This window comes from Planomonospora parontospora (genome assembly GCA_014647935.1).
Taxonomy (GTDB): domain Bacteria; phylum Actinomycetota; class Actinomycetes; order Streptosporangiales; family Streptosporangiaceae; genus Planomonospora; species Planomonospora parontospora.
Map to the genome: position 1 here is coordinate 571,684 of BMQD01000001.1, position 21,170 is coordinate 592,853.

At 72.1% G+C, this 21,170-nt stretch carries 19 protein-coding genes; 12 read left to right on the forward strand and 7 right to left on the reverse strand.

All coding sequences use genetic code 11. The annotated features are described in order from the left end of the window. Window positions 1-276: 276 nt before the first annotated feature. The 3 genes from IEZ07_RS02590 to IEZ07_RS02600 all read right to left on the reverse strand — a co-directional run bounded on the left by IEZ07_RS02590 (window position 277) and on the right by IEZ07_RS02600 (window position 4,119). Window positions 277-1,050 (reverse strand): sporulation protein, encoded by a 774-nt coding sequence (locus tag IEZ07_RS02590; protein WP_191893265.1) that lies wholly within the window; start codon window positions 1,048-1,050, stop codon window positions 277-279. A gap of 71 nt (window positions 1,051-1,121) precedes the next feature. Further along, window positions 1,122-2,402, reverse strand: coding sequence for an SPFH domain-containing protein (locus IEZ07_RS02595; protein WP_191893266.1), 1,281 nt, complete (start codon window positions 2,400-2,402; stop codon window positions 1,122-1,124). A 4-nt stretch (window positions 2,403-2,406) separates the two neighbouring features. Then, window positions 2,407-4,119, reverse strand: a complete 1,713-nt coding sequence (locus tag IEZ07_RS02600; RefSeq protein ID WP_191893267.1) for an SPFH domain-containing protein — start codon at window positions 4,117-4,119, stop codon at window positions 2,407-2,409. A gap of 158 nt (window positions 4,120-4,277) precedes the next feature. On the opposite strand from IEZ07_RS02600, the gene uvrB reads away from it, so the two are divergent. Next, window positions 4,278-6,392, forward strand: a complete 2,115-nt coding sequence (uvrB, locus tag IEZ07_RS02605; RefSeq protein WP_191893268.1) for an excinuclease ABC subunit UvrB — start codon at window positions 4,278-4,280, stop codon at window positions 6,390-6,392. A 59-nt stretch (window positions 6,393-6,451) separates the two neighbouring features. Here the strand turns inward: uvrB and IEZ07_RS02610 are convergent, their stop codons facing one another. The 4 genes from IEZ07_RS02610 to IEZ07_RS02625 form a co-directional block, all read right to left on the reverse strand. Further along, window positions 6,452-7,033, reverse strand: a complete 582-nt coding sequence (locus IEZ07_RS02610) for a Uma2 family endonuclease (protein WP_191893269.1) — start codon at window positions 7,031-7,033, stop codon at window positions 6,452-6,454. A 69-nt stretch (window positions 7,034-7,102) separates the two neighbouring features. Beyond that, on the reverse strand, window positions 7,103-7,723 hold the full coding sequence (locus IEZ07_RS02615) for a hypothetical protein (RefSeq protein WP_191893270.1): 621 nt from the start codon (window positions 7,721-7,723) through the stop codon (window positions 7,103-7,105). Beyond that, a complete protein-coding gene (locus IEZ07_RS02620; protein WP_239319321.1) occupies window positions 7,707-8,372 on the reverse strand; it encodes a DUF4126 domain-containing protein in 666 nt (221 codons plus the stop codon). The genes IEZ07_RS02615 and IEZ07_RS02620 overlap by 17 nt, the downstream gene beginning before the upstream one ends. After that, window positions 8,356-9,060, reverse strand: a complete 705-nt coding sequence (locus tag IEZ07_RS02625) for an acyltransferase (RefSeq protein WP_239319323.1) — start codon at window positions 9,058-9,060, stop codon at window positions 8,356-8,358. The genes IEZ07_RS02620 and IEZ07_RS02625 overlap by 17 nt, the downstream gene beginning before the upstream one ends. Before the next feature lie 154 nt (window positions 9,061-9,214). Here IEZ07_RS02625 and pyrG point away from each other — a divergent pair, with 154 nt between their 5' ends. The 11 genes from pyrG to der all read left to right on the forward strand — a co-directional run bounded on the left by pyrG (window position 9,215) and on the right by der (window position 21,076). Beyond that, a complete protein-coding gene (gene pyrG / locus IEZ07_RS02630; protein ID WP_191893271.1) occupies window positions 9,215-10,885 on the forward strand; it encodes a CTP synthase in 1,671 nt (556 codons plus the stop codon). Beyond that, complete coding sequence (locus tag IEZ07_RS02635; RefSeq protein ID WP_191893272.1) at window positions 10,882-11,511, forward strand: NUDIX domain-containing protein; 630 nt, start codon at window positions 10,882-10,884, stop codon at window positions 11,509-11,511. Before pyrG ends, IEZ07_RS02635 begins: the two co-directional genes overlap by 4 nt. Window positions 11,512-11,541: 30 nt before the next feature. Next, window positions 11,542-12,444: a tyrosine recombinase gene (locus IEZ07_RS02640; protein WP_239319326.1), complete on the forward strand. Its 903-nt coding sequence runs from the start codon at window positions 11,542-11,544 to the stop codon at window positions 12,442-12,444. A 356-nt stretch (window positions 12,445-12,800) separates the two neighbouring features. Further along, window positions 12,801-13,745, forward strand: a complete 945-nt coding sequence (locus IEZ07_RS02645; protein WP_068894433.1) for a ParA family protein — start codon at window positions 12,801-12,803, stop codon at window positions 13,743-13,745. A gap of 110 nt (window positions 13,746-13,855) precedes the next feature. Continuing rightward, the gene (locus IEZ07_RS02650; protein ID WP_189236572.1) at window positions 13,856-14,686 is read left to right on the forward strand and encodes a segregation and condensation protein A; all 831 of its coding nucleotides are present in this window, start codon (window positions 13,856-13,858) and stop codon (window positions 14,684-14,686) included. Next, window positions 14,679-15,239, forward strand: coding sequence for an SMC-Scp complex subunit ScpB (scpB, locus tag IEZ07_RS02655; RefSeq protein ID WP_191893273.1), 561 nt, complete (start codon window positions 14,679-14,681; stop codon window positions 15,237-15,239). Before IEZ07_RS02650 ends, scpB begins: the two co-directional genes overlap by 8 nt. Window positions 15,240-16,054: 815 nt before the next feature. Further along, window positions 16,055-17,023, forward strand: a complete 969-nt coding sequence (locus IEZ07_RS35410; protein ID WP_239319329.1) for a pseudouridine synthase — start codon at window positions 16,055-16,057, stop codon at window positions 17,021-17,023. Window positions 17,024-17,099: 76 nt separating this feature from the next. Next, the gene (aroH, locus tag IEZ07_RS02665; RefSeq protein ID WP_191893275.1) at window positions 17,100-17,459 is read left to right on the forward strand and encodes a chorismate mutase; all 360 of its coding nucleotides are present in this window, start codon (window positions 17,100-17,102) and stop codon (window positions 17,457-17,459) included. Between the two features lie 34 nt (window positions 17,460-17,493). Further along, window positions 17,494-18,636, forward strand: a complete 1,143-nt coding sequence (locus tag IEZ07_RS02670; protein WP_191893276.1) for a prephenate dehydrogenase — start codon at window positions 17,494-17,496, stop codon at window positions 18,634-18,636. 356 nt (window positions 18,637-18,992) lie between these two features. Beyond that, window positions 18,993-19,658 carry a (d)CMP kinase gene (cmk, locus tag IEZ07_RS02675; RefSeq protein ID WP_191893277.1) on the forward strand — a complete coding sequence of 222 codons (666 nt, stop codon included), beginning with the start codon at window positions 18,993-18,995 and terminating at the stop codon, window positions 19,656-19,658. Beyond that, window positions 19,655-21,076 (forward strand): ribosome biogenesis GTPase Der, encoded by a 1,422-nt coding sequence (der, locus tag IEZ07_RS02680; protein WP_084007917.1) that lies wholly within the window; start codon window positions 19,655-19,657, stop codon window positions 21,074-21,076. The genes cmk and der overlap by 4 nt, the downstream gene beginning before the upstream one ends. Window positions 21,077-21,170 lie beyond the last annotated feature (94 nt).

The following is a 21,170-nucleotide window of genomic DNA, read 5'->3' on the forward strand; positions in this document are numbered from 1 at the left end:
CGGAGAACGTCGCCGTACGGCGGGCGGCCCTGCGGGCGCCGGCCGGCCGGGGCCTGAAGTATCACACCGGCGGCGTCTCCGGAGGGAGACCGGCCGCCCGTCCCGTTTCCCGGGGCGCCGTGACCTGGCACGGAGGCGGGGAGGGCCGCGGCGGGCGTGAAACGTTCATCGGCGGCCGGAGAGCGGCCCGGCGGGCCGTACGGCCCGCATCCGGAGAGGATGCGGGCCGTACGGGAGGCGGCCGCGCCGGGATGCGGGCCGCAGGCGGGGAGGGGCTCAGAACCAGCCGCGCTTCTGGGCCATCGCGTGCAGCCCGGCGCGCAGGGACTGCTCCACCTGACCGGGGTGGTCGGTGTAGTGGACGGTGAAGCGGTTGTAGGTGTCGTGGCTGGAGTTCAGGAAGCCGCCGCGGGTGTCGGCCTCCAGGATGACGTCCATCGCGCTCGGACCGGAGATGAAGGTCAGTTCCAGCTCGTTGAAGTGCCGGCTGTACTCGGGGCCCGCGTAATACTCGATCTCCTGGAAGAACGGCATGCGCGAGCCGTGCAGGGTGCCGCGCTCCAGGTCGGCCTTCTTGAAGCGGAAGCCCATCCGGTCGAGGGCGGCCAGGACGTTCTCCTGGGCGGGCAGCGGGTTGACGAACAGCGGGTCGAGGTCGCCCTTGTCGAGCGCGCCGGCCAGGGCGAGCTCGGTGGAGACGCCCAGCTTCATGCCGTGCAGCGGGTGGCCGCCGATGGCGCTGATCGGGGTCTCCCACGGGACGGGGATCTCGAAGGGGACCGACTGACCCGCGCCCGCCGCCAGGTGGAACGGTCCGGAGGCCTGGTGGCGCAGGAAGCTGTAGGTCGTCTTGTACTCCTCGTCGCCGCTCTCCACCTCCACCACCGCGGTGAAGTCGATGAAGATGCCCTCGACCTGGTAGTCGTTGCTGCTGCTGCGGAAGTTGACCTGCCCGCGCAGGATCTCGCCGGGGCGGACGTTGGAGTTCTGCAGGATCGTGTCGACCTCGACACCTGCACCGAATGCGGCCTTCAGCTTGCGGAACACCATCAGGAGACTCCCTGGGTAGATGACGTGCGTGTTCTCAGTGTCGCCCGGCGGACGTCCGCCGGGCGGACGTTTCAGTGCGCGGTGCCGGCGGGGCCGCCGGCGTCGCCAGTGTGGTCAACGGACGGCCTGGGCCGGCCGTTCCCGGTGCCGAGCTGCGGCAGGATCTGCGCCATGAGCAGGGTGGACAGCGCGGAGGAGTCCCCGGCCCCGCCCGTGGTCCGGACGACGACGGGCCGGGGGGCGCTCTCGGCGAGCCGGGCCCCCACGTCCAGGCGGCGGCGGGCCAGCTCGTAGTGGAGCACGGCGCGGTTGTCGCGGTAGGACTCGGCCAGGCGGCGCAGCGCCTTGGCCTCGTTCTCGGCGGAGGTGAGCTCGGCCCGGCCCCGCGCCTCGATCTCCCAGCGCACCCGCTGGGCCTCGGTCTCGTGCTCCTCCAGCATGCGGGCGACGTCCTTGCGCGCCGTGTTGGCGGCCGCCCGCACCTCGACGATGCGCGCGTCCCGCGTCTTCTTCGCCCGCTCGATCTCCATGAGCAGCGTGTCGATCCGCCGCTTGCGGGTCAGCTCCCACTCGCGCTCGAAGGCCGACATCTCCTTGGCGACCTTCTCCCGGGTGGCCAGGTGCTGCTGGTAGGCGTCGGGGAGCTGCACGTCGGGGATGTTGGCGCCGGTGACCCGCACGCCGTACCGGCCGAGCTGGCGGTTGAGGGCCTCCTGCATGTCGCCCACGTCGGAGCCGCGCAGGTCGTAGGCGCGCTCGGTGTGCACCCTGCGGCTGCGCTGGCGGATGGCGTCCTGCACGGCGCTGCTCAGCACGAGGTCGAAGTTGCCCGCCCCGATCGTCCGGACGAAGGCCACCGGGTCGACGATGCGGAACTTCAGGAAGAACTCGATGGACTTCAGCGGCACGTTCTCGGCCGTCGGGCAGGCCACGATCGGCGCGGAGTACGGGATCTCGGTGGAGGTGTCGACCACCGCGTCGACCCGGTCCCAGGGCAGCCAGAGGTAGTGGCGGCCCGGCGGCAGAGTGCCGGTGACGGCGCCCCAGCGGCTGCGCACGCCGGTGGTGCCCTCCTCGATCTCGATGATCGCCCGGCGCCAGAGCCAGACCGCGGCCACGAGCACGAGGAGCACCGAACCGAGCGCGGCCAGGAAGCCGAACGGTCCGCCGGCGAACACCGCCGTCCCGGCCAGGTAGAGGGCCAGGAACAGCAGCGCCACCCAGGCGAAGCCCCGGCGGTCCTTGGGGATGACCACCGGGACGAGCTGGCCGGACTCGCCGCCGCGCAGCAGCTGGCGGATCTCCGACCAGGCCGCCAGGGATTCCTTGATCTTGGAGAACTCTCGGCTCATGTGCTCAGGCCTCTTCCTGGGCGCGCGGCGCGGCGTCCTGCGCGGCGTTCGGGGCGGTGCTCGGGGCGGTGCTCGGGGCGGTGCCCGACGGGGCGGCGTCCGGGGCGCCGTTCCGCGCCGCGGTCCCGACGGCGACGGGGGCGGCGGGATCGGCGGGCGGGTTGAGCAGGGCGGAGATCTCCGCCTCCCGCTCGCCGACGCGACGGCCGATCTCGGTGATGCGGGCGCGGATCGCGGCCATGTCCTCGGCGGAGAACAGCGCCGTCTCGCGCCCGCCGACGAGCTGCTGGGCCAGGGCCAGCAGGTCGATGTCGACGTGCTCGCCGACCTGGACCACGCGGGGCAGGTGGGCGGCGACCGACTCCAGCTTGTCGAGCAGGTCCTGCTGGAAGCGGTAGTCGAGGATCTCCGGCGCCTCGGCGGCGCTCAGCGCCCGGATGTCCAGCGCCTGCGCCTCCAGCAGCGCGGCGTTGGCCTTGGCGGTGGACTCAGCCTCGACCAGCCGCTGACCCGCCTGGGCCTTGGCCTGGTGGGTGGCGCGCTCCAGCGCGGTGTCCATCCGGGCCTGGTAGCCGGCGATCTCGGCGTGGATGGCCGAGAGCTGCTCCTGCAGCCCGGCGAGCTCCCGCACCAGGTCGCCCTCGTTCTGCTCCTTGCGCAGCTGGAGTTCGTACTCGTAGGTGTAGGCCTCCTTGGCCACCCGGATCATCTCCGGGGCGGCCAGGTCCATCCGGTACTCCTGGCTGGACGGCTCGGCGTGGGTGATGTTCACGTCGGTCAGCCGTACGGCGGGCAGGAACTGCTGGTTGAGGCTCTCCAGCATGCCGAGCGTGCTCTCGCCCACCAGGTCGTAGATGTCCTCGGCGCGCTGGGCGTAGATGAGGGAGCGGGTGACCTCGCTGATCGCGTTCTGCAGCTTGGCCTGGAAGCCGCCGACCGAGCCGAGCACGAAGATGAACTCTGCCGGGTCCTCGATCCGGAACTGCAGGAACAGGTCCACGCTGGCCTTGACGCCCTGCTGGGTCGGGGCCTCGCGGATGGGCGCGTTGAACGGGTACTCGCGGGTGGTGTTGACGATGTAGCTGACCCGCTTCCACGGGTTGAGCAGCGTCACCCGGCCGGGCTCGGCGATCTGCACGAGCTTGCCGAACTTGGTGATCAGCGCCTTGCAGCCCTCGGGGACCATGACCACGCTCCGGCGCCACCACAGGAACGCGGCGGCCAGCGCGAGCACCGCCCAGTAGTGCACGCCGAACAGCACCCGGGCGCCGTCCGGCAGCCCGGTGGCGACCAGGCCGGCCAGGCCGAGCGCGGCCAGCAGGACCAGCGGGAGGACCACCCGGGCCGTGGTGCCCTTGGGGATCACCACGGGGGAGATGACGTGGACGGCCTCGCCGTTCGGGCCGCGCTCGCTGAAGCTGCGGTTGACGATCTCCCCGGCCTCGTTCAGCGACGAGCCGCGGGCCTCGATGACGGTGCCCACGGACGTGCCCTGGTCGCGGGCCGCCGCGAAGTCGGAGGGGTTGAGCGAGAAACCCCGCTCCCCGGACCCCTGCTCGGCGCCCTGGCCCGGGCCCTGACCGGCCGCCCTGCCCGCGAACTGGCCGGCGAACTGGCCCGCGACCTGACCGGCGACCTGGCGCGGGTCGCCTCCCTGCCCGATCGCCTGGGCCGCCGCCATGGCAGCCTGCCTGGCGGCCTCTCTTGGCCGGGACATCACACCTCCGAGGGGATCACATACTAAAAACCGGACATATCGCTTACATCATGCCTTGTGGGCGTGAGCCCGCAGGACAGTGAACGGCACCCGGCTTGCGGTCCGCTTGCCGGACGGTTGAACAAGGATTGTCGGTGCTGCCGCCTACAGTGGGACAGGTGAGGCCGGTAACAGATTTGCAGCGCAAGGCGGCTCCCTTCAAGGTCGTCACGGACATGATCCCGTCGGGTGACCAGCCCGCCGCGATCGCCGAGCTGGAGCGACGCGTGAAGGCGGGTGAGAAGGACAACGTCCTGCTGGGCGCCACGGGCACGGGCAAGACCGCCACGGTCGCCTGGCTGATCGAGCGGCTCCAGCGCCCCACCCTGGTCATGCAGCCCAACAAGACGCTCGCCGCGCAGTTCGCCAACGAGCTGCGGGAGATGATGCCGCACAACGCGGTCGAGTACTTCGTCTCCTACTACGACTACTACCAGCCCGAGGCGTACGTCCCGCAGAGCGACACCTACATCGAGAAGGACTCGTCGATCAACGACGAGGTCGAGCGGCTGCGCCACTCGGCGACCAACTCGCTGCTGACCCGCCGCGACGTGATCGTGGTCGCCTCGGTCTCCTGCATCTACGGCCTGGGCACCCCCCAGGAGTACGTCGACCGGATGACCCCGCTCCGGGTCGGCATGGAGGTCGAGCGCGACCGGCTGCTGCGCCGCCTGGTCGACATGCAGTACACCCGCAACGACCTCGCCTTCACCCGGGGCACGTTCCGGGTGCGCGGCGACACCATCGAGATCATCCCGAAGTACGAGGAGCTCGCCGTCCGGATCGAGATGTTCGGCGACGAGATCGAGAAGCTCTCGACCATGCACCCGCTGACCGGCGAGGTGATCTCCGAGGACGACGAGCTGTTCATCTTCCCCGCCTCCCACTACGTCGCCGGCCCCGAGCGGATGGCCACCGCGGTCCGGGGCATCGAGGCGGAGCTGGCCGAGCGGCTGGAGGCGCTGGAGCGGCAGGGCAAGCTCCTGGAGGCCCAGCGGCTGCGCATGCGCACCACCTACGACCTGGAGATGATGCAGCAGATCGGCACCTGCTCCGGCATCGAGAACTACTCGCGGCACATGGACGGCCGGGCCCCGGGCAGCGCGCCCAACACCCTGCTCGACTACTTCCCCGAGGACTTCCTGCTGGTCCTGGACGAGTCGCACCAGACCGTCCCGCAGATCGGCGCGATGTACGAAGGGGACGCCTCCCGCAAGCGCACCCTGGTCGACCACGGCTTCCGGCTGCCCTCGGCGCTGGACAACCGCCCGCTGAAGTGGGAGGAGTTCCTGGAGCGGATCGGCCAGACCGTCTACCTGTCCGCCACCCCGGGACCGTACGAACTGGGCAGGGCGAAGGGCGAGGTGGTCGAGCAGGTCATCCGCCCGACCGGGCTGGTGGACCCCGAGGTGATCGTCAAGCCGACGAAGTCGCAGATCGACGACCTGGTCCACGAGATCCGCACCCGCACCGAGAAGGACGAGCGGGTCCTGGTCACCACGCTGACCAAGAAGATGTCCGAGGACCTCACCGACTACCTGCTGGAGCTCGGCATCCGGGTCCGCTACCTGCACAGCGAGGTCGACACCCTGCGCCGCATCGAGCTCCTGCGCGAGCTGCGGATGGGCGAGTTCGACGTGCTGGTCGGCATCAACCTGCTCCGCGAGGGCCTGGACCTGCCCGAGGTGTCGCTGGTGGCGATCCTCGACGCCGACAAGGAGGGCTTCCTGCGCTCGGAGACCTCGCTCATCCAGACCATCGGCCGCGCCGCCCGCAACGTCTCCGGCCAGGTCCACATGTACGCCGACCGGATCACCCCGTCCATGGAGCGGGCGATCGAGGAGACCAACCGGCGCCGGGCCAAGCAGACGGCCTACAACGAGGCGCACGGCATCGACCCGCAGCCGCTCCGCAAGAAGATCGCCGACATCCTCGACTCGCTCAACCGGGAGGACGCCGACACCGCCCAGCTCCTCGGTGGCGGCGGCCGCCAGCAGTCCCGCGGCAAGGCGCCGGTCCCGGGCTTCGGCAGCAGGCAGGCGGCGGGCCAGCACGCCAAGGCGATCGCTGGGGAGATGCCCCGGGCCCAGCTGGAGGAACTGGTCGCCTCGCTCACCGAGCAGATGCACCAGGCCGCCGCCGACCTCCAGTTCGAGGTCGCCGCCCGGCTCCGCGACGAGATCAAGGAACTCAAGCGCGAGGTCCGCGACATGCGCGAGGCCGGGGTCTCCTGACCGGGACGCCGCCGCGCGGGTGAGGGCCCACCCGCGCGGCGGCCCCGGCGGGCATGGCCTCAGCTGCGGATGAACGTGCTCAGATCGAGGTCGATGTCCACGTCGAAGCCGATGTTCGTCCGTAGTCGCCCCCGATGGATCCCGGTGGGGACGTAGGCCTTCACGGCCGGTTCGAGCTCGAAGGCATAGACGACGGCGCTCTTCTCGTCCTGCTCCACCCGCCAGAAGAATTTGATGCCGGCGTCGGAGTATTTGATTGGTTTGGTGGTCCTGTCGCGCTCTTCGGACTCGGGAGACACGACTTCGACCGTCAGGAGCACGTCTTCAGGCTTGAAGGTCGTCGTCCTCATGTTCGCCAGCGCCGAGCTGCGCACCACCATGATGTCGGGTTCAGGGCGTTGCCTGACTCCCAGGGTCACCGTCATTTCGCGGACGACGGCGAAGTCGTCCGGGGGCACGAGTTGCTGTTCGAAGCGTCTGAGCACGAACATGTGGAAAGCCGCCTGGGGCGACATCATGATGAGCGCTCCATCGATCAGTTCGACGTGCCGGGGCGCGTCGGCGGGGAGATGGTCGAGCATGTCGGCCGTCCATCCGCCGGGCGGGCCCGGATAGAACCACTCGGGAAGCGCCGTGGTCATCCTCGGCCTCCTTGGTGACGTGAACGGAGATCAACGCGACGTGTTCATCATGCCACAGCAGGTGACATTTCAGCGGGGCTCCTCCGGGCGGGCCCGGTCGATCATCGTGCGGTTGTAGAGCTCGTCGATCTGGTCCAGCGGGTCGAGGACGGGGGCCTGGCGGCGGGCCTCGATCTCCAGGTCGGTGCGGCTCCGGATCTCCTCGATGCCGCCGGCGGAGTGCGCCATCTGGTCGTTGAGCAGGTCGGCGCGGATGCGGGCGCAGGCCGTGGTCAGCTTGGCGTGGTGCTCGCGCAGGCGGGCCAGCGCGGCGTGGTCGACGTAGGGGGAGACGCGGCTCTGCTGGGCGTACATGCCCAGCTGGGCGTCGAGCTGCTCGGCGTGCGCGCCGATCTCGGCCATCAGCTGGGGAAGCTCGCCCAGGCCCCAGCCGCCCTGCAGCGCGTGGTCCACCGCCTGCCGGGTGATGGAGACCTCGCGGCGCAGGTCCAGGCGCATCCGCTCGGCCTCGCCGGCCTCGCCGGGGTCCATCGCGGCCACGTGGGAGACGACCCGGGTCGTCACCTTGCGGGCCTTCTTCGTTGCCTTCTTGCCGACCTTGACCAGCAGGTAGATCCCGGCCGCCCCCAGGGCAAGGAGGAACAGCAGGATCACCAGGACGACGACGAGAAACTCACCGATCGGAGTCACCTCCCTGCGAGAGTGTTCGGATGTTTCGAGGATAGCCCGCGCGGCCGGGTGCGCGGCGGCGGCGCCGTACCGCGCGGACCACCCGCCAGGAGAGCAGGGCCAGGGCCGCCACCACCGCGAGGACGAGGACGGGGAGGAAGACCGCGATCAGGCTGATGCCGAGGGACCCGGCGTCCTCTACCGTGCTCACCACCGGCGCGCCCACTCCGGCGGTGGAGGCGTTGACCGCGGGCCGGGCGGCCGACTTCATCACGTGCACCGCCAGTGCGATCCCGATGCCCAGCACCCAGCCGGCCCAGGGGTTCGCGCCCATCCAGTCGGAGCCGTCGAGCCGGGCCGCGGCCTCGGTGGCGCTGAACACCACCCCGCCGGAGGCCGGCCGGACCACCGTCTGGACCATGTCGTTGACGCTGTCGACCACCGGGACCTTGTCGAGCACGACCTCGGCCAGGAACAGCACGCCGATGATCGCCAGCACCCAGCCGTTCGACAGCCAGGCGAACTCCTCGGGCAGCCGCACGTGGTCGGTGAGGTTGGCCAGCAGGCCGACGACGAGCAGCGGTATGTAGGCGTTCAGCCCGGCCGCCGTGGAAAGGCCCAGACCGGTCAGCGCCGCGAGCATCACACCTCCGTCATAGCTCCTGTGCATCCTCCAACGCTCCGGGGCCGGGAATGGATCCCGGCAGCCGCAGAGCCGCGCGGATCTGCGGCGGCTGCCAGCCCTCGCCCGGGGTGTACTCCCGGACGACCCGGGCCGGGACGCCCGCGATGACGCTGTGGTCGGGGAAGGCGCCGCGGACCACCGCGCCGCCGGCGACCACGCACTGGCGGCCGATCCGGGTGCCCGGCAGGATGATCGCGCCGGTGCCCAGCCAGGAGCCCGGACCGATGGAGACCGGGTTGTTGCGCGGCCACTGGCGGCCGATCGGCGTCCCGGGGTCGTCGTAGACGTGGTTCTGGTCGGTGATGTACACGTACGGGCCGGTGAACACGTGGTCGCCGATGTCGATCGACTGGTGGCCCACGATGTGGCTGCCCCGGCCGATCGAGCAGCCGCCGCCGATCCGCACGATCGAGTCCGGGCCCAGGTCCACCCCGGGGCCCATGCCCGCCGAGATGGACACGCGCTCGCCGACGAGGGTGTGCTCGCCGATCTCGATCCAGGCCTCACCGAAGATCGCTCCGACCGGGAACGCGATGCAGACGCCCTCGCCGAGACGGCGGAAGCGGTAGCCGGCCGGGTTGGCCGGGCTGACCGTGCCGGCCGCGCGGATCGCGTCCCAGCCACGGTGGATGAGGGTCCCGGCGGCACGCCGTACCACGTCTCGAAGCGACATAAGAGGCAAAATTACCGCTTGGTCACTTGCGGGTGGAACGGAGAGGGGCCGCGCGGGCGTCCTGGGAACGGGCTTTGATATTCTGAGAGCCCGTGGACCTGTAGGCCTCCCAAGAGGGTGTGCCGACTGATCTGTCACGACCACGGGAGACTCCTTGCGCAGCGCCGCACACACCAAGCATCTGTTCGTCACCGGCGGTGTCGCCTCCAGTCTGGGGAAGGGACTGACGGCCTCCAGCCTGGGACGCCTCCTCAAGCTGCGCGGCCTCCGGGTCACCATGCAGAAACTCGACCCCTACCTCAACGTCGACCCCGGGACGATGAACCCGTTCCAGCACGGTGAGGTCTTCGTCACCGACGACGGGGCCGAGACCGACCTCGACGTCGGCCACTACGAGCGGTTCCTCGACACCGAGCTGCACGGCTCGGCGAACGTGACCACCGGCCAGGTCTACTCCAACGTGATCGCCAAGGAGCGCCGCGGCGAGTACCTCGGCGACACCGTCCAGGTCATCCCGCACATCACCAACGAGATCAAGGACCGGATCCGGTCCATGGCCGGCCCCGACGTCGACGTGGTCATCACCGAGGTCGGCGGCACCGTCGGCGACATCGAGTCGCTGCCCTTCCTGGAGGCCGTCCGCCAGGTCCGCCACGAGGTCGGCCGCGACAACGTGTTCTTCCTGCACGTCTCGCTGCTGCCGTACATCGGGCCGAGCGGCGAGCTGAAGACCAAGCCGACGCAGCACTCGGTCGCCGCGCTGCGCAGCATCGGCATCCAGCCCGACGCGATCGTGCTCCGCTCCGACCGGCCGGTCAGCACCTCGATCAAGCGCAAGATCAGCCTCATGTGCGACGTCGACGAGGACGCCGTCGTCTCCGCGGTCGACGCGGCGAGCATCTACGACATCCCCAAGGTGCTGCACTCCGAGGGACTGGACGCCTACGTCGTGCGCCGCCTGGGCCTGCCCTTCCGCGACGTGGTGTGGAAGGAGTGGGAGCAGCTCCTGCGCCGGGTGCACCACCCGGCCAAGGAGGTCACCATCGCGCTCGTCGGCAAGTACATCGACCTGCCCGACGCCTACCTGTCGGTGACCGAGGCGCTGCGCGCGGGCGGCTTCGCCAACGACGCCCGGGTCAACATCCGCTGGGTCAAGAGCGACGACTGCGAGACCCCCGAGGGCGCCGAGCGCGAGCTCGACGGCGTCGACGGCGTGCTCATCCCCGGCGGCTTCGGCGTGCGCGGCATCGAGGGCAAGCTCGGCGCGGTCCGCCACGCCCGCGAGAACCGCGTCCCGCTGCTCGGCATCTGCCTGGGCATGCAGTGCATGGTCATCGAGGCCGCCCGCACCCTGGCCGGCATCGAGGACGCCGGCAGCACCGAGTTCGACCCCGAGACCACCCACCCGGTCATCTCCACCATGGCCGACCAGGAGGACGTCGTCGCCGGCGAGCGCGACATGGGCGGCACCATGCGCCTGGGCCTCTACCCCGCCAAGCTCGCCGAGGGCTCCCTGGCCCGCCAGCTGTACGGCAAGGCCAAGGTGGACGAGCGCCACCGGCACCGCTACGAGGTCAACAACACCTACCGCGAGCAGCTGGAGAAGGTCGGCATGGTCTTCTCCGGGCTCTCGCCCGACGGCCGCCTGGTGGAGTACGCAGAGCTCCCGACCGACGTGCACCCGTTCTTCATCGGCACCCAGGCCCACCCGGAGTTCCGCTCCCGGCCCACCCGCGCGCACCCGCTGTTCAAGGGCCTGATCGGCGCGGCCCTCGTCTACGCCGACGGCCGCGGCACCGTGGCCAGGGCGGGGCGCGGCAAGTGAGCGGCCCGGGGTTCGGGGACGTCGAGGACGTCCCCGAGGAGTGGAAGGTCGTCTCCACCGTCCGGCACTTCAGCGCCCGGGTGATCACCGGCGTGACGGACGCCGTGGTCATGCCCGACGGGGAGGTGGTCGACCGGGACTACGTCGTCCACCCCGGGTCGGTGGCCGTGGTCGCGCTGGACGACCAGGAGCGGGTGCTGCTGCTGCGCCAGTACCGCCATCCCGCCCGGCGCCTGCTCTGGGAGCTGCCCGCCGGGCTGCGGGACGTCGAGGGCGAGCCCCTGCACCTCGGCGCCGCCCGCGAGCTGGCCGAGGAGACGGGGCACCGGGCCGGGATCTGGCACACCCTCGTCGACACGTTCGTCTCGCCGGGGATGTCGGACGAGCGGACCCGGATCTTCCTCGCCCGGGACGTGAGCCCGATCCCCGCCGGGGAGCTGGACTTCGTCCGCAGGCACGAGGAGGCCGACATGCCGGTGGTCTGGGTCCCGCTGACCGAAGCCGTCCGGCGCGCCCTGGGAGGAATGATCCACAATTCCCAGGCCGTCACCGGTATCCTCGCCGCATACGCCGCCTCGGCGGACGGCTTCGCCTCACTGCGGCCCGCCGACGCGCCGGAGGCATGACGGGAGGACACCCTGAGCGAGACGGAGGCCGTGCTCTCCAGCTACCTCGTCCACCTGGCGGTGGAGCGGGGACTGGCCGCCAACACCCTGGCCTCCTACCGCCGTGACCTCCTGCGCTACGTGGGTCATCTGAGGGACCGCGGCCGCGTCACCTTCGGCGAGGTCGCCGAGGCCGACGTGACGGCGTTCCTGACCGCGCTGAGCGAGGGCGACGGGGAGCACCGCGCCCTCGCCGCCGGTTCGGCGGCGCGGGCCGTCTCCGCGGTGCGGGGCCTGCACCGCTTCGCGCTGCGCGAGGGCGTCTCCGGGCACGACCCCGCCGGCCGGGTCCGGCCGCCGCGCCGGCTGCGGCCCCGGCCCCGGGCGATGGACGTCGGCGAGGTGGAGCGGCTGATCGCCGCCTCCGGTCCCGCCGGCGCCCCGCTCACACTGCGCAACCGGGCCCTGCTGGAACTGCTGTACGGCACCGGCGCGCGGATCTCCGAGGCCGTTGGCCTCACCGTGGACGACGTCGACCTGGTCCCGGACGCCTCGCAGGCCAGGCTCCGCGGCAAGGACGGGCGGACCCGCGCGGTGCCGCTCGGCCGCCCCGGCGCGGACGCGGTGGAGGCCTACCTCACCGCGGCCCGGCCGGGCATCGCGGCCCACGGGCGGGGCGGGCGGAGCCTGCTCCTCAACGCCCGCGGCGGCGGACTCACCCGGCAGGGCGCCTGGGAGGTCCTCCAGGCCGCCGCCGAGCGGGCCGGGCTGGCCGGGGTCTCGCCGCACGTGCTGCGGCACTCGTTCGCCGCCCACCTGCTGGCCGGGGGCGCGGACGCCGGGACGGTGCACGAACTGCTCGGACACGCTCCGGCCGCCGCGCGGACGCGCGCACTGGCCGCGGCGGAACGGCTGCGGGAGGTGTACACCGCCGCGCACCCGCGTGCGAGGTGAGGGCGGGACGGGCGCGAAACCGGGAACGGGGCGGCTGCGCGGCCGACAACGGACGGGTGTGCGGCCGAGACCGGGCCGGGGCGGACGGGTGTGCGGCCGGTAACGGGACGGGAGGCGCGTAGTAGTGCGACGAGCGGCGCCTCCTGAGATACTGTCTCGAGTGTCGCCGCGGCCGCGGTGGCGCGCACAGCGGGAACCGGCTCCCCCATCCCGGGTGGGGGCAGGGCATCATCAAGGTCCGAGCCGTGACCTGTCAAGGCGGACGCGGGAAAGACCTGGACTTTTCAGCCCAGGGGGTTCATGCCATAGTGTCCGTCCGGACGGTCCGGTCCGAGGCCGTCAGGGAGGTTCGACTGGTGACTGCGACCACCGACGGTTCCATCCGGGCGACGCCCGGAACCCCCGAGAACCCTTGGGGTGACACCAAGACCGCCGGGACCCCCGGCGTGGGGGGAGTGCTCGGCCCTACCGGGCGCCCCCGGCCGGTGTTCCCCGACCCACGCCCGCGGACGGTCCACGGACCGGCCCGCGTCGTCGCCATGGTCAACCAGAAGGGCGGCGTCGGCAAGACCACCACCACCATCAACCTCGGCGCGGCCCTGGCCGAGGCCGGCCTGAAGGTGCTGCTGGTCGACTTCGACCCGCAGGGCGCCCTCTCCGTGGGCCTCGGGATCAACCCCCTCCAGCTGGACCTGACGGTCTACAACCTGCTCATGGACCGCCAGGTCACCGCCGAGGACGTGCTGCTGGAGACCGGCGTCGAGGGCATGGACCTGCTGCCCAGCAACATCGACCTGTCCGCGGCCGAGGTCCAGCTCGTCACGGAGGTCGCCCGGGAGCAGGTGCTCGGCCGGGTGATCAAGCCCCTGCTGCCCGACTACGACGTGTGCCTGATCGACTGCCAGCCCTCCCTGGGACTGCTCACGATCAACGCGCTGGCCTGCGCGCACGGCGTCATGGTGCCGCTGGAGTGCGAGTTCTTCGCGCTGCGCGGCGTCGCGCTGCTGATGGACACCATCACCAAGGTTCAGGAGCGCATCAACGAGGAGCTGGTGATCGAGGGCCTGCTCGCCACGATGTACGACGCGCGCACCCTGCACGGTCGCGAGGTGCTGGCGCGGGTGGTCGAGGCGTTCGACGACAAGGTCTACCACACGGTGATCAACCGGACGGTCCGCTTCCCCGACGCGACCGTGGCCGGCGAGCCCATCACCAGCTTCGACTCCTCGTCGCTCGGTGCGAGCGCCTACCGCGAGCTGGCCAGGGAGGTCCTCGCCCGCTGGGACGCGGCGGAGGGCTGAGGCGCGTCCCGGCACGGGACAGGCGACGGGGACGCGTGGGGCGGGCGCCACGGGCCGGTGAGGTGCGCGGCACGGACCGGTGACGCGGGGCGGTGCGGGACAATGGCCGGATGACCGAGCAGTCGCAGACCGCCGAGGACGACGGCGCCTTCAGGGTGCACCTGGAGGTCTTCGAGGGCCCCTTCGACCTGCTGCTCGGCCTGATCTCCAAACACAAGCTCGACATCACCGAGGTCTCGCTCAGCAAGGTCACCGATGAGTTCATCGCCTACATCCGGGCCAGGGGCCCGGAGTGGGACCTGGACCAGACGAGTCACTTCCTGCTCGTCGCCGCGACGCTGCTCGACCTCAAGGCCGCCCGGCTGCTGCCCTCCGGGGAGGTGGACGACGAGGAGGACCTCGCCCTGCTGGAGGCCCGCGACCTGCTGTTCGCCCGCCTCCTGCAGTACCGCGCCTACAAGGAGGTCGCGAAGGTCCTCTCCGGGCGGATGGCGGAGGAGGCCCTGCGCTTCCCCCGGACCGTGCCGATGGAGGCCCGGTTCGCGGGTCTCCTGCCCGAGCTGGTCCTCGGCATCGGCCCCGACCGCCTCGCCGAGATCGCCCGGCGGGCCTTCGCACCCAAGACCCCGCCGTCGGTCTCGGTGGCCCACATCTACCAACCGCTCGCCAACGTCCGGGAACAGGCGGTTATCCTTGTCGAGCGGTTGCGACGGCTGCGCCGGGCGACCTTCCGGGCGCTCACCTCCGACTGCGCCGGCACCTTCGAGGTCGTCGCACGGTTCCTGGCCGTCCTGGAGCTCTTCCGGGAGGCGGCGGTCTCCTTCGAGCAGGTGGAGCCTCTCGGGGAGCTGTACGTGACCTGGACGGGCAGCGACGAGGGAGACGTCGCCGTGGCCGACGACTACGACGACCGGACGAGGAAAGAGCCCGCAGATGGCTGACGCGCCGCCTGGACCCGGCCTGCGCACCGCGCTGGAGGCGATCCTGCTCGTGGTCGACGAGCCGGTGGCCGAGGTGACGCTCGCGCAGGTGCTGGAGTGCCCCGTCCCCGAGGTCTCCGCCGCGCTCCGCGAGCTGTCGGCGGAATACACGGAGGCGGGCCGGGGTTTCGACCTGAGAGAGGTCGCGGGCGGCTGGCGGTTCTACACGCGGGCCGAGTGCGCCTCCGTGGTGGAGCGGTTCGTCCGCGACGGCCAGCAGACGCGGCTCACCCAGGCCGCGCTGGAGACCCTGGCCGTGGTCGCCTACCGGCAGCCCGTGAGCCGGGCGCGGGTGGCGGCGATCCGGGGCGTCAGCAGCGACGGCGTCATGCGCACCCTGGTGGCCAGGGGGCTGGTCGAGGAGGCCGGCACCGAACCGGAGAGCCAGGCCGTGCTCTACCGGACGACTTCATATTTTCTCGAGCGGATGGGCCTGCGGGATCTCGACGAGCTCCCCGAGCTGGCCCTCTTCCTGCCCGACGACGTGGAAACCCTAGAGGAGCAGAAGCAGTGAACAACAGGCGTGGTACCCCGTCCGGTGAGGGACGCGGTCAGAGCCGTGGCGGCGCCCCGCGCGGCGGCAACCCCCGCGGCGGTTCCCGGGGCGGTTCGTCCTCCGGCGGGTTCCGGGCGGGCCGGGGCGGGTTCCGCTCCGAGGCTCCGCGTCGGGACGACCGGGGCGGGTTCCGTCCGGAGCGGCGTGACGACCGTGAGGGCCCCCGTTCCGGGGCTCCGCGTCGGGACGACCGGGGTGGGTTCGGCGCGCGGGAGGAGCGCGGCGGGTTCGGAGCCGACCGGGGCGGTTCGCGCAGCCGGTACGGCAGGCCCGCCGAGGGTGAGCGGGGCGGTTTCCGCTCCGACGCTCCGCGTCGTGACGACCGGCAGGGATTCGAGTCCCGTGGTGAGCGGGGCGGGTTCCGTTCCGAGGCCCCGCGTCGTGATGACCGGGGCGGTTCGCGCAGCCGGTACGGCAGGCCCGCCGAGGGTGAGCGGGGCGGGTTCCGTTCCGAGGCTCCGCGTCGTGACGACCGGCAGGAGTTCGGGTTCCGGGCGGGTCGGGGCGGGTTCCGTTCCGAGGCTCCGCGTCGTGATGACCGGGGCGGGTTCCGTCCGGAGCGGCGTGACGAGCGTGAGGTTCCGCGTCGTGACGACCGCGGCGGGTTCCGGGATGACCGGGGCGGCTTCCGCGAGCAGCGCGGCGGGTTCCGTGACGACCGGGGCGGCTCCGGACGCCGTGACGACCGTGAGGGCCCCCGTTCCGGGGCCCCGCGCCGGGACGACCGGGGCGGTTCGCGCGGCGGGTCCGGCAGGCCCGGCCGTCGCGACGAGGTGCAGACGATCGGCGGATCCCGCACCGACCGGTACGGCCAGGGCCGTCCCTCCCAGGGCGGTCCGTCCCAGGGCCGTCCGTCCCAGGGTGGTCGCACCGTTCCCGGCCGGGCCTCCGCTCCGAAGGCCGGGCGCAGGCCCGGCACGATCGAGAACGACAGGTTCAAGACCGCCCGCCAGCCCAAGCGGGACTCGGACTTCTACGACCGCGACTACGTCGACGAGCGCGACACCACCGAGGTCCCGGGCGGCGTCCGGCTGCAGAAGGTGCTCGCCCAGGCCGGGGTGGCCAGCCGCCGCGCCTGCGAGGAGCTGATCGGCGACGGCCGGGTGACGGTCGACGGCCAGGTGGTCCGCCGCTTCGGCGCCCGCGTCGACCCGGCCAAGCAGGTCATCCACGTCGACGGCAAGCGGCTGCCGACCATGCCCGACCTGGTCTACTTCGCGATCAACAAGCCGATCGGCGTCGTCAGCACCATGTCGGACCCGGACGGGCGGCCGTCGCTCGCCGACTACGTGGCCGACCGCACCGAGCGCCTGTTCCACGTGGGCCGCCTCGACACCGAGACGGAGGGCCTGATCATCCTCACCAACGACGGTGAGCTGGCCAACCGCCTCACCCACCCCAGCTACGGCGTGCAGAAGAAGTACTGGGCGAAGGTCCCCGGCCGGATCAGGCCCGACCTCGCCCGCCGCCTGAAGAAGGGCATCGAACTGGAGGACGGCCTCGCCAAGGCCGACTCCTTCGCCTTGGTCCAGGAGCACGGACAGCAGGCCCTGGTCGAGATCGTCCTGCACGAGGGGCGCAAGCACATCGTCCGGCGCATGCTGGAGGAGGTCGGGCACCCGGTCATCGACCTGGCACGCATCGAGTTCGGCCCGGTCAAGCTGGGCCGGCTCAAGCCGGGCACGGTCCGCGCGCTGACCGTCAAGGAGGTCGGCGAACTGTACGCCGCCGTCGGACTGTAACCTTCCTGAATACGCACGTTCGGGACACGCCGGATCGCGACGGGCGATCCGGCGTGAACAGTACGGAGGAACGACGATGGTGCGGGCGATCCGCGGTGCGATCCAGGTCGAGGGCAACGACCGGGACGCCATTCTGTCCGGGGTCACCGAGCTGGTCACCGAGGTGATGGAGCGCAACGCGCTCACCACCGACGACGTGATCAGCGTGATCTTCACGGCGACGCCCGACCTGACCGCGGAGTTCCCCGCCCTCGCGGCGCGCAAGCTCGGCTTCCACGACGTGCCGCTCATCTGCGCCTCCGAGATCGACGTCCCGGGGGCGCTGCCGCACGTCGTGCGGCTGATGGCCCACGTGGAGACCGACAAGCCCCGCCAGGAGATCCAGCACGTCTACCTGCGTGGCGCGGTGGCGCTGCGGGTGGACATCGCCCAATGATTCCCTCATGCGGCACCACGTCCAGGGAGGGAACATGAGCGGTCCGGAGTCCGTCCTCGTCGTCGGCACGGGCCTGGTCGGCACCTCGGTCGCCCTGGCCCTGCGGGAGCACGGCGTGACCGTCTACCTGACCGACCGGGATCCGGCGGCCCTGCGGCTGGCCCGGGAGCTCGGCGCGGGCGTCGAGTGGAGCCCCGGGCGGCCCGCGGACCTGGACCCGGACGTCGAGTGGCATCCGGGGCGGCCGGTGGACCTGGCGGTCATCGCGGTCCCGCCGCACCTGGTCGCCGGGCAGCTGGCGGAGCTCCAGCGGGCCGGGGCCGCGCGGTTCTACACCGACGTGGCCAGCGTCAAGGCCCTGCCGATCCGCGGGGCCCGGGAGCTCGGTTGCGACCTGTCCTCCTACGCCGCCGGGCACCCCCTGGCCGGCCGGGAGCGCTCCGGGCCCGCCGCGGCCCGTGCCGACCTGTTCCTCGGCCGTCCCTGGGCACTGTGCCCGGTGGAGGAGACCTCGCCCGACGCGCTGGAGATGCTGTGCGGGCTGATCAAGCTCTGCGGCGGCGAGGCCGTCGAGGTGGACGCCGCCCAGCACGACAGGGCCGTGGCGCTCGTCTCGCACGCGCCGCACGTGGCCTCCGCCGCGGTGGCCGCGCGGCTCGCCGACGCCCCCGCCACCGCGCTCGGCCTGGCCGGGCAGGGGGTCCGCGACGTCACGCGCATCGCGGCGAGCGATCCGGGCCTGTGGACCGGGATCCTGTCGGGCAACGCGCTCCCGGTGGCGGACGTCCTGGAGGCGGTGGCGGCCGACCTGGCCGCCGCGGCCGCCTCCCTGCGGGCCTGCGCCGCGCGGGACGGTGCGGACGAGGCGGCGGCGGCGGAGGCGATGGGCACGGTCACCGACCTGCTCCACCGCGGCGTCGCCGGCACCGGCCGGATCCCCGGCAAGCACGGCGGCCCCGCGCGCACCTACGCAACCGTCCAGGTCATCATCGGCGACCGCCCGGGCGAGCTGGCCCGGCTGTTCCAGGTGGCGGAGGCGTCCGGGGTCAACATCGAGGACGTCCGCCTGGAGCACGCTCCCGGCCTGCCGCTGGGCGCCGCCGACCTGTTCGTGCAGCCCGAGGCGGCGGCCGCGCTCTCGGAGGCGCTGCGGGCCCACGGATGGCACCTGCCCTGATCCTGCGGGTCCACGGCCGGCACCTGCCCTGATCCTGCGGGTCCACGGCCGGCACCTGCCCTGATCCTGCGGGTCCACGGCCGGCACCTGCCCTGACCCCATGGGCCGCAGGGCGGGCCCGGAGGGCGCGGCCGGAGCCCGCCCCGATCCGCCCGCCCCGCCGGTGCCGGTCCGGAGCCCACCGCGATCCGTCCGGCGCCCGCCCGCGCCCGGCACGGCCGCCGCCGTCGATGCGTGGTTCCCTCCCCGCTCCCGGTAACCTCGTACGGACAACTCAAGCGGGCGGCAAACCGCCCCGTCGGCGCCGGGGGCCAAGGCCGGGCGCGCGGGGCGTCCACGAGCGGAGCGAGCCACAGATGAACACGGTGACCGGGCTGGTCGTCGCCATGGACGGGCCTTCGGGATCGGGCAAGTCGAGCGCGTCGCGCGGGGTCGCGCGGGCACTGGGTCTGCGCTATCTCGACACCGGGGCGATGTACCGGGCGATCACCTGGTGGATGCTCCGGCAGGAGGTCGACCTGGCCGACCCGGCGGCGATCGCGGCCAGGGCGCTGGATCCGGTCCTGGTGATGGGGACCGACCCCGACGCGCCGGCGGTGACCGTGGACGGCGCCGACGCCGCCGCGCCCATCCGCACGGCCGAGGTCACCGCCGCCGTCTCCGCGGTCAGTGCCGTGCCCGAGGTGCGGCGCAGGCTCGTCGCCGAGCAGCGGGAGATCATCGGCGCGGGCGGCATCGTGGTCGAGGGCCGCGACATCGGCACCGTGGTGGCGCCGGAGGCCCCGGTCAAGATCTACCTGACCGCGAGCGCGGACGCCCGGGCGGCCCGCCGTACGGCCGAGCTGGCGGGCACCACGGTGGAGGCGCAGAAGGCCGCGATGGCCAGGCGTGACACCCTGGACTCGACGCGGAAGACCGACCCGCTGGCGATGGCGTCCGACGCCGTCGAACTCGACACCACGGCGCTGAACCTCGAAGAGGTCATCGCCGAGGTACTGCGTTTGATCAAGGAAAAAGTGTGACGGAACACGAAGAAGACCGCGGCTGGATCGACGCCGAGCTCGCCGATCTGGGTACCGACGACAGCTCGCGGGAAGAGGCGCCGGACTCCGGCCCGCTCCCGGTGGTGGCCGTGGTGGGCCGCCCCAACGTGGGCAAGTCCACGCTGGTCAACAGGATCATCGGCCGCCGCGAGGCGGTCGTGGAGGACGTGCCCGGGGTGACCCGCGACCGGGTGACGTACGAGGCCACCTGGCGCGGGCGCCGGTTCACGGTGGTCGACACCGGCGGGTGGGACCCGGACGCGACCGGCATGGCCCTGCGGATCGCCGAGCAGGCGCAGATCGCGGCCGAGCTGGCCGACGTCATCCTGTTCGTGGTGGACGCCACGGTCGGGGTGACCGACTCCGACGAGATCGTCGGCCACGTGCTGCGCGGCTCCGGCAAGCCGGTCATCCTGGCCGCGAACAAGGTCGACAACCAGCAGATGGAGCTGGAGGCCGCCGCGCTGTGGTCGCTGGGCCTGGGCGAGCCCCAGCCGGTCTCCGCCCTGCACGGCCGCTCCAGCGGCGACCTGCTCGACGTGGTACTCGACAAGCTGCCCGAGACGCCTCCGCAGCGCTTCGGCGCCGAGCGGGGCCCGCGCCGGGTCGCGCTGCTGGGCAAGCCCAACGTGGGCAAGTCCTCGCTGCTGAACCAGCTCGCGGGGGAGGAGCGCGTGCTCGTCGACCCGATGGCCGGCACCACGCGCGACCCGGTCGACGAGCTGATCCAGCTGGGCGGGAGGACCTGGCGCTTCGTGGACACCGCCGGCATCCGCCGCCGCGACCGCGAGCTCAAGGGCGCCGACTTCTACGCCAGCATGCGCACCAGGAGCGCCCTGGAGCGCTCGGAGATCGCGATCGTGCTCATCGACGCGAGCGAGGTGCTGACCGAGCAGGACCTGCGGATCATCTCGCTGGTGATCGAGTCCGGCCGGGCCATGGTCGTGGCGTTCAACAAGTGGGACCTGCTCGACGAGGACCGCCGCTACTACCTGGAGAAGGAGATCGACCGGCAGCTCGTCCGGGTGCCGTGGGCGCTGCGGGTGAACATCTCCGCCAAGACCGGCTGGCACGTCGACCGGCTGGTCCCGGCCATCGAGAAGGCGCTGGACTCCTGGTCCACCCGCGTCCCGACGGCCCGGCTCAACGCCTTCCTGACCGACCTGGTGGCGGCCACCCCGCCGCCGGTGCGCGGCGGCAAGCAGCCCAAGATCCTCTTCGCCACGCAGGCGGCGACCGAACCGCCGAAGTTCGTGCTGTTCACCTCGGGCTTCCTGGAGGAGACCTACCGGCGCTTCATCGAGCGCCGGATCCGGGAGGAGTTCGGGTTCGCCGGTTCCCCCATCGACGTCACGATGCGGATCCGCGAGAAGAAGCAGGCGCAGAAGAAGAAGTAGCGGCGTCCCGCGGGACACCTGCCACCGTACGGCCCGGCCTCCCGCCGGGCCGTACGGCTTTCCCGGGCGTGTCCGCGTCCCAGGGCGCAGGGCG

What these genes read in the sequence shown, in the direction of transcription:
- IEZ07_RS02590 (WP_191893265.1), bottom strand. Translation starts at nt 1,050, where the DNA reads ATGGTGTTCCGCAAGCTGAAGGCCGCATTCGGTGCAGGTGTCGAGGTC.
- IEZ07_RS02595 (WP_191893266.1), bottom strand. Translation starts at nt 2,402, where the DNA reads ATGAGCCGAGAGTTCTCCAAGATCAAGGAATCCCTGGCGGCCTGGTCG.
- IEZ07_RS02600 (WP_191893267.1), bottom strand. Translation starts at nt 4,119, where the DNA reads ATGTCCCGGCCAAGAGAGGCCGCCAGGCAGGCTGCCATGGCGGCGGCC.
- IEZ07_RS02610 (WP_191893269.1), bottom strand. Translation starts at nt 7,033, where the DNA reads ATGACCACGGCGCTTCCCGAGTGGTTCTATCCGGGCCCGCCCGGCGGA.
- IEZ07_RS02620 (WP_239319321.1), bottom strand. Translation starts at nt 8,372, where the DNA reads ATGCACAGGAGCTATGACGGAGGTGTGATGCTCGCGGCGCTGACCGGT.
- IEZ07_RS02625 (WP_239319323.1), bottom strand. Translation starts at nt 9,060, where the DNA reads ATGTCGCTTCGAGACGTGGTACGGCGTGCCGCCGGGACCCTCATCCAC.
- IEZ07_RS02650 (WP_189236572.1), top strand. Translation starts at nt 13,856, where the DNA reads ATGACCGAGCAGTCGCAGACCGCCGAGGACGACGGCGCCTTCAGGGTG.
- scpB (WP_191893273.1), top strand. Translation starts at nt 14,679, where the DNA reads ATGGCTGACGCGCCGCCTGGACCCGGCCTGCGCACCGCGCTGGAGGCG.
- aroH (WP_191893275.1), top strand. Translation starts at nt 17,100, where the DNA reads ATGGTGCGGGCGATCCGCGGTGCGATCCAGGTCGAGGGCAACGACCGG.
- IEZ07_RS02670 (WP_191893276.1), top strand. Translation starts at nt 17,494, where the DNA reads ATGAGCGGTCCGGAGTCCGTCCTCGTCGTCGGCACGGGCCTGGTCGGC.
- cmk (WP_191893277.1), top strand. Translation starts at nt 18,993, where the DNA reads ATGAACACGGTGACCGGGCTGGTCGTCGCCATGGACGGGCCTTCGGGA.